Below are 12,229 nucleotides of genomic sequence, written 5' to 3'. Positions count from 1 at the left end.
GACAGATGCTTCGGATAATCTCGCTCCGTCTGATTCCACGCTTTGATCTGCTGCTTCTCCTCTTCCGTGATACACGTCACGTCCTGAAGGCGTACTTCAGGGTTTTGGATGATTTGCTTCATGAGATTGGTTAGATGTTTCGATATGTTTTCAATGATCTTTTCTTCAAAAGCTATGGCGTTGTATTTGATTTTCAATGTCCATGTTTCACCTGGATACACAAGGATATTTAGGTCGAAATTCGTTTGTTCAAATCCGTCCTTTACATCAATGGAAAAACCAAGACGTGCAGACATGGTGTCACCAGACAGCTCCTGATCTAAAGGATAGTTCTCAAACCCAACCAAATGATCAAAAAGCTGCCCTCCAGCAGCTGTCTTCTGCTGAATGTCATAAAGCGGCATAAAATCATAGTTTTCCGCTTCCAGTGCGTGCTGCTGAACCTTTTGAAACAGCTGTTTAAACGTCTGTTTCTGATCCAATGTCACTCGAACGGGTATCGTATTGATAAACAGCCCTGCCATGCGCTCAATTCCAGATACACTTGGAGGTCTGCCCGATACAACGGTGCCGAATGTGACGTCATCAGCTGCATGATAGGTGCCTAAAAGAACAGACCAGACAGCCTGAAACAGGTTCGGGGCTGTCACTTGGCATTGTCTTGCTACATTTTGAATGGCTTGTACCGTTTGAGCATCCCATGTAAACGTCCATTCCTGATGGTCGTATTGTCCGTTCGCTTCTTTTTGCTGCAGCAGCCCTTGATGCTGAACCGCTCCATCTAGACGCTCCTGCCAATAGCTTTCCGCTTCTTGTTTATTTTGCTTTCCAAGCCACTGGATATAATCTGCATAAGGCTTACCCTGTGAGCGATCCGGCGTTCGACCGTTCCGAAAAGATTCATAGTAATGAAACAGTTTTTTCATTAAAACACCCATGGACCAACCATCCATGATGATGTGATGGTTGCTCCAAATTAGATGCCAATTTGTTTCATTTAGTTGAAAAACAGCGACCTTCAATAACAGACCATTTGTTAAATGAAATCCTTGCTTTCTCACTTGTTTTTTATATTGATCCAATACCTTTTGCTGCTCTTGATGATTCAGATGTGATAGATCCTCTCGATACACATCGAGATGACGTTCAGCAAGTACAACCTGACGAGGCTTTTGTAATTGTTGATAAACAAAGGCTGTACGGAGAATGTCATATGTCCGTATGAGCTCATTGAGACTTTTTTCAAAAAGAGCGTGATCAAATTCTCCGCTTATTCCAAGCTCAAGCTGTGTGAAATAAGAGGAGGAATTAGGGTCTAGCATGGCATGATACAGCATGCCCTCCTGCATGGGTGTTAAAGGATATACCTTTTGAATCTTCTGCTTGCTCATATGTCCACCTCTTCGTTTGCTTAAAATATATCCATTAGCTTTTCAAGTTCATCCATCGTGAGATCTTCATCCCCTACATCACTAGGTGTCATCTGGGTTTCCTCCTGTGATACGCAATGTGAGATCAGCGCCTTCACATTCTTTTCAAGAAGGTCCTTGAATTGTTCCATCGTACGTTCTTCAAATTCAAGATGATGATAAGAAATCGTCACATGGAGCATGGCTTGTTCGACGAAACCAACAATATCAATTGCATGAGGTTTCTCTGATTCAGGACTCAGCGATTGTCCTGGATGCCACGTTGAGCGGCTTAACTCACCGCTGATCTGTTCATCAAACTGACCAAGATAGTTAAAGCTGATATGTGGCGCGAGCTCAAATGAGATATCGTCCTTCATCTTGTCAGGGGTTAAATATTTTAATATGCCATAGCCGACTCCCTTGTTCGGGATGTGCCTGAGTTCCTCTTTTAAATGCTTGATCTGATAAGAAAGATCGTCTGCATGCGACATATCCAGTAACACAGGATACATACTTGTAAACCAGCCAATCGTCCGTGATACATTGACCGCAGGGAGGATGTTCTCTCTTCCGTGTCCTTCAAGATGAATAAAGTGTCTGTCTTCACCAGTCCACTCTTTCATGGACAATCCGAGTGCTGTCAGCAAAATATCATTGATGTCTGTTTGATATGCTTCATGTACATCTGTCAGCAGACTGCGCGTTTCCTCCTCAGACAATGTAAAACGAATGGTCTGTGTATGAAGCATCCGCTGATCCTCCGTCACATGATCCTTTTGAAGCGGTGTAACAGAATGCGCAAGTACCTTTTTCCAATAAGCTCTTTCCGACAGCAACTCATCTGACATCGCGTATTCCGTCAGCTTCTGGGCATATTCTTGGAAAGAGTGTGTTTTTTCAGGAAGTGTCAGGATTTCCCCGCGCTTCGACTGTTCATAAAGAGCCATAAAATCTTCAAGGAAAATACGCCATGACACACCATCGATGACAAGATGATGTACAGCGAGCAGTAAATGATCCCCTTGATCCGTTCGGAAAATGGCTGGCTTTACTAAAGGTCCTTCCGCTAGCGATATACTCGCCTGCACTTCATTTGCCAGGTTTTCTACCTGCTGGATTTGCTGCGACAGTTCCCCTTGTACTTCTACCACATCAACAGCCACCAAATTTTCTTCGATTTTTCGATGACGCTGGATTACGCGTCCTTCTTCAAACGGATACACCATTCGCAAGGCATCATGATGGATCATGAGCTGCTCCAACACTTGCTGAACGATGGTTTCATCCAAGCCATTTGGCGCTTGGAGCATAACCGATTGGTTCCAATGGTGCTGATTCGTAAAGTTCCGTTCAAAGAACCAGCGCTGAATTGGTGTGAAAATAACTTCTCCTTCGACAGGTGATTGGTCGGCTGTCAGTTGATCAGCTTCTTCGATATATGGGCGCAGCTCCGCAATCGTTGGATACTGGAATAATAGCTTCATATCAAGCTTCCAGCCCGCTTGTGTGAGTCTGCTTGCCATTTGAATGCCTTTAATCGAGTCTCCGCCAAGGAAGAAGAAGTGATCGTGAATGCCGACTTGGCTGACGCCAAGCACGTCTTCCCAAATGCCGCATAGTAGTGTTTCGACTTCGTCTCTTGGGGCTTCGTATGCTGTTTGGTTCGCTTCCATATCAGGTGCTGGCAATGCTTTCAGATCGACCTTGCCATTTGCCGTCATCGGCAGTTGGTCAAGCTTAATGATCCATGAAGGCACCATATAGTCTGGCAACGTTCGTTTTAGACTTTCTTTTAGGTCGGTCGTTTCTTCATCTGTGATGACGTAAGCGGCAAGCGCATCCTGTTCGCTGGCATCTTTCACCGTTGTCACAACTGCTTCTTTGACTTCTGCCAGCGCAAGGAGCTGCGCCTCAATTTCTGACAGCTCAATTCGGAAGCCGCGGATGTTGACCTGATGGTCTTTTCTGCCGAGATAGATTAGCTCGCCATCCTCTGTCCATTTCACTAAATCGCCTGTCAGGTACATGCGCTCACCTAAATAAAATGGATCTGGGACAAATCGTTTGTTGGTTTCCTCTGGAAGATTCCAGTACCCTCTTGCCAGTCCTTTTCCTGCGATCACAAGCTCACCCGGTACGCCTGGCGGCGAGAGGTCATATAACGAACCCATAATGTAAAAACGGGTATTGGCAATCGCTGTTCCGATCGGAAGCGTGCCTTGATCTGGATCGATGATCCCGCTTGTCGCCACGACGGTGTTTTCTGTCGGACCGTAGTTATTCACGAGTTGATATGGAACAGGCTTTACCTGTTTCAGCTTGTCTCCGCCTGTTAGTAAGTAACGCAAGGAGTGATTGTCCATCGACATAAACTGCTCGCATAGCTGAGTTGGCAGGAATGCAATGGTGATATTTTCGTCATTGAAATACGCATTGAGCTTGATCATATCGAGACGAATCGCTTCATCAATGATGTGCAGCTCTGCGCCGGCGATCCATGTCGGGAACATTTCCCAAATGGAAGCGTCAAAGCCAAAGCCGGCATATTTGGCGGTTCGGTCCGCGTTTGTCACTTGGAAGGCATCATTGTGCCAGAACGCAAGATTGACAAGAGAATGGTGCTCAACCATGACACCCTTCGGCTGTCCTGTCGTTCCAGATGTGTAAATCATATAGGCGAGATCTGTTGGTTTGACATGAACCTGAATTTCTTGCGCTTCGCCTTCTACGATATCTTCTATCAACAGGACATGACCTGCAAAGGAAGTTGGTGCAGTTAATCCTTTTTGCATGAGAAGCACCTCTGCCCCGCAGTCTTCCAGCATATAGGCAATACGCTGATCCGGATAATCCGCATCAATTGGAACGAATGCCGCACCTGCCTTGAGAACGCCAAGGACAGCTGCCGTCATATCAAGCGATGGGCGAGTCAGAATACCGACACGATCTCCTCGTTTTATGCCCCTTGAGATAAGTCTTGAAGCGACTGTATTCGCCCGATTGTTCAGCTCTTCATACGTCCAGCTCGTTCCGCAGAAGGTCGCCGCTTTTTGATGAGGTGCTTCAAATGCCTTAGCCTCGATCAGTTCATGAACCGTTTGATCTGACGGAACGTCTAGGACAGGACCTGACCATTCGTTGAGCATTTTTTGCTGCTGCTTCGGTGATAATAGCTGCATTTGATCTAGCGATTGATCTGGCGCTGATACCATTTGTTCCAATAAATGAAGGAAAAACTCCTTCCACTTTTCAATCGACGACTGTTGAAAGATAGAAGAATTAAAATCGAACACAAGCTCAATGTGATCAGCCGATTCGTTTCCAGTTAAGGTCAAATCGAATTTGGCGATATTCTCTTCGAATGGCTCCGGAACAATATGAAGTCCATCCATCGTTAAATTACGGATATCCGCATTTTCCATCGAGAACACCACATCAAAGATTGGATGACGGCTAGTGTCTCGAACCGCTTGTACTCGGTCTACCAATTCTTCAAATGGGTACAACTGATGCTCATTTGCCTCTAACACAAGCTGATGAACATTTGACGCAAATTCTGCGGCTGTCAGATGTCCTGCTGGCTTTGTTCTAAGTGCCAGCGTGTTCACAAACATACCAATGACAGATTGAATATCAGGATGAGTTCTGCCTACAATCGGCGAACCGATGATGATATCTTCTTGTCTCGAAAGCTTGCTTAAAAGGGTACTGTAGCAAGTGAGCAGCACTGTATACGTCGTACTGTTGAGTGCTCTGACCAGCTCATCCAATTTCGCTTTAAGCGGCCCATTGATTGTAAATGAGACACGATCTCCTGCGAATGTTTGCACTTTTGGTCTTGGCAAATCTTCTGGGAGTGCCAGTACAGGCAGTTCTCCTTCTAATTGCTCCAGCCAAAACGCCTCTTCAGCTCTTTTTTGTGCAGCAAACGTCTCGCTTTTTGACCAAACCGCATAATCCTTATATTGAACAGGTAATTCCTCTAGCTTGTCTCCTCGATACAAGGCTGAAAGCTCTTCAATTAAAATGCCCACAGATGCACCATCTGAAATGATATGATGCATATCAATCAGTAAATAATGGACATTTACGGAAGCAGAAACTAGACCTACTCTGAGTAGAGGCGCCTTTTCTATATCAAAAGGACGGATAAAATCATTCATCAATTCCTGTATGTCTCTTCCGTTCCCTTCGATTGTCTCAATGTCTACGGAGATGTTTGGTTCAATCCGTTGAACAGGTTCATTCTGAACAAAATCAAAGCTCGTTCGGAATGCTTCATGACGATGGACAAGCTGTTCAATCGCTTTTTTAAATCGTTTTTCATCAAAAGCACCTTCTAGCTTTAAAGCAGCCGGCATATGATAGCTTTGCTCCGCATCGGTCATTTTCTCCAATACAAACAGTCTTTTCTGAGCAGATGTCACTGGATAATAGGCCGCTTCTTCTGCGATCTCCACTCGCTTGATCTCCGTTTGATCCGCTTGATCAACCGCCAAGGCAAACGCCTCTAATGTTGGTGATTCAAATAAAGACTTCAAAGTGAGCTCCACATGCATCTCTTCATACAGCTTGTTCAGCATTTTCATGCCGCGTAGCGAATGGCCGCCGCATTCAAAGAAATGATCGTACCTGCCGATTCGCGGCACTTCAAGAACTTCCTCCCAAATCTGCGCTACGTGATGCTCTGTTTCGGTTTGAGGAGGGAAATACTCATTTATCCCCTGCTCACTTAGGTCAGGCACCGGCAACGCCCGCCTATCTACCTTGCCGTTATTCGTCAGCGGAAGCTCGTCTAATTGCATGAAGAATGACGGCATCATATACACAGGCAGTTCACGTCCTGCTTGCTCGCGCAAATCAGTTAATGAGACGGATCCTTCGGCTGTAAAATACGCACATAATGTGTCATTTGGGACTGCAATGACGACAGCTTCCTTTAATTGCGGATGGCGCAGCAGCTGATGCTCAATTTCTCCAAGTTCAATACGCTGACCACGAATCTTCACTTGATGATCGATTCGTCCAATGAATTCAATCTCTCCATTTGACAGCCAGCGGGCAAGATCACCCGTTTTATACATGACCTCACCAGGGCGGAAAGGATTTTCCACGAATTTTCCACTTGTGAGTTTTGGCTGCCCATAATATCCTTTGACCAGTCCATCACCAGCGACACATAGCTCTCCTGCTACACCTGGCGGTTGCAGCTGTCCAAATTCATCTACAATATAAACAGCCGTTTGACTCACTGGCTTTCCGATTGGAATGGATAACGCCTGCTCCTCAATGTGATTCACTGGATAATACGTAGTGAAAATCGTACTTTCAGAAGGACCGTACATATGAACAAGCTTGCCTTCCCCTACCGTTTCAAGTGCAGTCATGACATGAGGTACGGAAGCACGTTCTCCGCCAAATAGAACTTTTCTGACGTTCTTTAGGCTGTCTTTTTTCATATCGATAAGTAAGTGAAAAAGAGCTGTCGTGATCATTAAAATACTGACTTTCTCCTTCTCAATCGCTCCAGAAAGCTCATTCATGTTTAAGATATGATCCTTTGGCAGAACAATCAGTTTCGCACCGTTTAATAAAGCACCAAACACATCGAACATAAAAGCATCAAATACATAGTTTGATAGGCTCATCACCGTGTCTTCATGATGAATGGCAAGATAATTTGATTGCTTCACTGTTCTCAAAATGTTCCGGTGTGTCACCATATTTCCTTTAGGTTTTCCAGTTGTACCAGATGTATAGGTCAAATTCGCCAAATCCTCTGGCAATACCCGAATGTCTATATTGCTGTCTGATTGCTGAACAATTCCACGATCTTCTGTTTCGATGATGGTTCCCTCGAAAGAAGCAAGCACCGAACGATGGCGCAGCACTTGATGTGTCAGTAAGAATTGCGCACCGCTGTCTGTTAAAAAGTGCTTCACGCGTTCATCAGGGAAATCAGGATCAATTGGTACATAGACGCCGCCCGCCTTAAGTACAGCTAGAACAGAGAGTACCATCTCATTAGACCGTTCAAAGAATAAGGCTGCTTTCATCCCTCTTTCAAACCCATGTTCACGTAAATAATGAGCCAGCTGATTCACACGGTCATTTAGTTCTTGGTAAGAAAGAATCACACCTTCACATTGGAGGGCAGACTTATGACCGTGCGCCTGCACCTGTGCTTCAAACTGCGTCACAATGGTTTCTTCTGACGGATAAGGCGTCGGTAACGGATTCCACAGATTCAGTTGAGCTTCTGCTTCTTGTTCAGACAGTAATCGATAAGATCGAATTGCCTCCTCCGGCGCTTGAACCATCTGCTTCAGCAAATACATATAATGATGAAGCATCTGCTCGGCTGTACTTCGTTTAAATAGCGCCGTACTGTAATCGAGGACAAAGGATAACCCTTGATCTGACTCCATCGCTTGCAGCGTTAAATCAAACTTTGCAATATGGAAATTGGTTTCTTCGATTTCAACTTGCATTTCTCCTATATGCTGGGCTGATTCATGATCTGGCATGAGTGTAAAAACGGTATCGAATAATGGATGACGGCTAAAATCCCTTGGCACATTCAGTTTTTCAAGCAGTCGTTCAAATGGATATTGCTGATGCTCAAATGCATGCATCGTCTTTTCCTTCACTTGCTCGATCAACTGCGACATGGTTTCATTCGGATCAACCTCGGACCGCAAAGCAAGTGTCTGGACAAACATGCCAATCATGTCATCCAAGTCTGCATGCACACGCCCCGCCGCCGGTGTTCCAACCACGAATTCCTTTTGACCCGTGTACTTCGCAAGCAATGTATAGTAAGCAGAAAGCAGAACCGTATACAGTGTCGTATGGTGTTTTGCCGCTAGCTCCTGTAATTGCCGCTTTAACGTTTCATTGATTTCTTTGATCACACGATCCCCTGCAAACGACTGGACCGCTGGGCGCTGATAATCGGTCAGCAGCTGTAAAGCAGGAAGATCACCCGAAAATTCCTGCAGCCAGAATGCTTCTTCTTTTTGAAAATCTTGTTGTTCTTGCCAAACAGCATAGTCCTGATATTGAAGCTTCAATGGGTCTTTGACCGATCCCTCGTAAGCATCTGACAGCTCACGCAGCATCAAATCAATCGAAAGACCATCTGAAATCAGGTGATGCATATCGAAAAAGAGCAGGTGCTCCTGATCATCTAATGACTTCAGGCCAATGCGAAGAAGTGGTGCACACCCAAGGTCAAAGGGTCTGACAAATTGCTGCATATTTTCTTCCATCGTACCGCCTGTTAGCTGCTCTATTTGAAAAGGCACGGATGGCGCTACCCGTTGACGCGGAACACCTTTCAACGTATGAAAAGACGTACGCAGCATATCATGACGTGTGATGAGTTTTTCAAAGGCTTCCGTCAGCTTCTCTTGATGCAGCGTTCCTTTTAACCTCACAACAGCTGGCATATGGTATGCAGTGCTTTGCTCTAATTGACTCACCATATAAACGCGCTGCTGTGGAGGTGACAATGGGTAATGGTCTAAGGCAGGTGCTTTAGGTATCACCGTTTCAGAAGATGTTTCCGCTTGCTCAATGTAGGCAGCCAAAGCGGCAATGGTCTGCTGTTCAAATAAAACGGACAGCGGCACCTCCACCTGAAAATCTCGCTGCACATGTGTGAGTACAGTCATTGCTTTCAGTGAATGCCCCCCTCGTTCGAAGAAGGAATCATATATACCAATCTTCTCTTGACCAAGAATTTCTTCCCACAAACGTACAAGCTTCGTTTCGAGACCGTTTCTAGGCGCAGCATAAACAGCTTGAACGGCTTTATCTCCTTTTAGGGCAGCAAGTGCACGACGATCAACTTTGCCGCTGACTGTGAGTGGAAATGCATCGAGCTCTTTGAAATAGAGCGGCATCATGTAAGCTGGTAGCTGATGTTTGATAGCGGCTTGAAGTATGTCAACTGACACATTTTCATGACGAGCTTGATAGTAAGCACTTAACGCCTTTTCCCCGTCCGCTTCTTCGACAACAAGTACGACAGCTTGATCCACTCCATCTACCTGCTCCATCACTGCTTCAATTTCGCCTGTTTCTATGCGGTAACCCCTTATTTTCACTTGATCATCCATTCTGCCAAGATAATCAATTGTGCCATCCGGAAGCCATCTGACTAGATCCCCTGTTCGATACATCCGCTCATCTGGAGAAAATGGATCTGCCGTAAATACTTTCTCCGTCAATTCAGGCTGATTCACATAGCCTCGTCCAACACCTATCCCTGCAACGCACAGTTCTCCAGCAGCCCCCTGTACCTGTAATTGATCATGGTCATTTAAAATGTAAAGACGGTGATGACCGAGCGGCTTTCCGATTGACACATAACGCTGCTGTTCAGAGGATTCGCGCAGCTCACTTAGTTCTAGGCGATGAACCGCCGCATCGACACACGTCTCAGTCGGACCATACACATTCCACAAAGTAAAATCAGGCTCACTCATCCGAACCGCTTCGATAAGAGAATATGCTGCTTTCGCAGGCAATGCTTCTCCCCCAACTAACATATGCCTCAAGGACAGCACATCTAATTCCGCTGCAAGTAAAAGCTGCACATGCGCCGGTGTTCCGTCTGCTGCTTCAATTTGATGTTTTTTATAATAAGCCGCTAATTGAACACCATTTCTCGTTGTTTCTCGCGGGATGATATGAAGCGTATGCCCAAATAATAGCGCAGCAAAGATTTGTTTCACCGATGCATCAAAATGGAATGGTGCAAGAAGCGCCATTTGAAGCTCACTCGCCTCTTCATAAATCTCATGATGCAAGGCATGGACCAAATGATGCAGCTGAAGATGCTCAATCATGACGCCCTTCGGCTTTCCAGTCGTCCCCGATGTATAAATCATATAAGCCAAATCCTCTGGTACCGACTGATCTACAAGCTGAGGCAGCAGTTCATCATCTAATGCGATTTGCTGCTGCACGACCATTATTTCCGAGAGGGCACGGTATGTTGAAACGAACGATTCCTCTGTTAACACAATGGAAGCACCAGAATCCTCCACAATATATTGAATACGCTCCTCAGGTAATGCCGGATCAATCGGTACATACGCCCCGCCAGCCTTTAATATGCCGAAGATCGACACCATAGCCTCTGCCTTCCGATCCATTAAGACAGCAACAGGCACATCACGCGAGACACCTTTCATTTGTAAAAAACGCGCCAGCTTTTCTGCCTTTTGAAACAGTTCTCCATAAGTAAATGCTCCATTTTCTGCTACAACAGCTGTTCGCTTTGCATACTTATTGGCTGTCTCATCAAACAGATGGTGAACCGGCTTTTCAGCTGGCTTTTCAAAAGGTTTTCTCTCAGATAATTGAAGCAGTTCCTTTTGTTCATCTGGTGGAAGTAAAGGGAGTTTCCCGATCAGCTGGTCAGGCTGGGAGACTGCCGCTTCTAGTATGATTAAGAATCGATCAAACATCTTACTGATTTCTTCTTCGGTGAATACATCTGTACAGTAGTCCAAATCAATGGTCAATGTATCTGTATCCCAGCGGTCCTTTACATGAATGGAAATATCATTCATTCCGCTCCCGCTAAAGATCGGTTCAGTAATGAAAGACAGATTCTCTTTTTTCTGCCACTGCATGACCTGGTATTCTAAAGAAATATCAAAAAGGCGTCCTGTAAACCCTTCTCTTTCTCGCAAATCATTCATAAGAAGATTGTAAGGGTACTTTTGGTGACGCAAGATCTTCATTTGATCCGCCATGACCTGTTTGACGAAATCAAGAAATGTTTGCGACCCCTGAACAGATGCACGCATCGGAATCGTGGAAACAAACATACCAATCATCTTTTTTTCTTTGGCGTTTGTTCGGTTGCCCATAAAGGTTCCAAGAACAACATCCCCCATGCCGCTAAAACGATGTAAATATACATAAACAGTGGACATAAACATCGAGAGCATACTGACTTTCTGCTCCTCACAAAACGCACGAAGTTTCTCCTTCAAAGAATCTGGAATATCCCCTGAAAATCGCTCCGCATGTAAACTCATCTCGTATCCCTTATGCGGTTTTAATGAAGCGAAATCTGGAATATTGGCAAATTGCTCATTCCAAAAAGCTTGGTCTTTTTGAAATCGTTTAGAAGTTTCATAGCTTTGCTCACTCATGATGTGGTCAACGAAGGAAATCTCCTCAACCGGTGAGATGTCTACCCCCTGCAGCATGTCCTGGTATAAGTCGATGATGCGATTTCCCATTAAGATAATGGAGATGCCATCCGCCACAATATGATGTGCTTTACAAAACAGCCAGCACTCTTGATCACTGATTTGAAAGACCGTAAATTCAATCAAGGGACTGTCAATCAACGGCATCGGCTCACGGATTTGCTCATTCGCCCAAGCCCTCACTTTTTCTTCACTCCAGCCCTTTTCCATGCGAATCGGCTGTTCTTCATAAGGCTTGATATATTGAACAGGCTCCTCCTGCTCATGTCGATACACCAGCCTCAACCGAAGGGAGTCAGTTTGGCGAATGTACGCTTGAAGCACGTCAACGACCAAAGATGGATCTAAACCTGATACCGATCTCAATCTGGCGAATCCACCCAAATTAGAAATACTTGTACCTGGATAAAATCTTTCCGTGTAGAATACTCGCTTTTGCGCATGTGTTAAGGGGTAATATACTGTATTCATTTTCATCCTCCGCCTCTTCTATGTTTTCTCCACCAATGTGACACCCAGCACCCTCTATATCAAAAGAACCAAGTCTATTTCATTAAAATAGACAGAATACGGAAAGAAGCC

Annotated in this window: 1 protein-coding gene and 1 pseudogene; both read right to left on the bottom strand. The window is 45.1% G+C overall.

Features of this window, described 5'->3' with window-relative positions; genetic code table 11:
• Positions 1 to 56 precede the first annotated feature (56 nt).
• Positions 57 to 1,391: pseudogene (locus tag MHB79_RS18990) on the bottom strand (condensation domain-containing protein); the annotation flags it as partial.
• 20 nt (positions 1,392 to 1,411) lie between these two features.
• Complete coding sequence (locus MHB79_RS01945; RefSeq protein WP_340988800.1) at positions 1,412 to 12,118, bottom strand: non-ribosomal peptide synthetase; 10,707 nt, start codon at positions 12,116 to 12,118, stop codon at positions 1,412 to 1,414.
• Positions 12,119 to 12,229: the final 111 nt, after the last annotated feature.

The sequence above is a fragment of the Bacillus sp. FSL M7-0558 genome (assembly GCF_038003245.1).
Lineage (GTDB): Bacteria > Bacillota > Bacilli > Bacillales > Bacillaceae > Bacillus > Bacillus pumilus.
Note: the sequence above shows the minus strand (reverse complement) of the source record. Positions and strands in the feature narration are given on the sequence as shown.

What these genes read in the sequence shown, in the direction of transcription:
- MHB79_RS01945 (WP_340988800.1), bottom strand. Translation starts at nt 12,118, where the DNA reads ATGAATACAGTATATTACCCCTTAACACATGCGCAAAAGCGAGTATTC.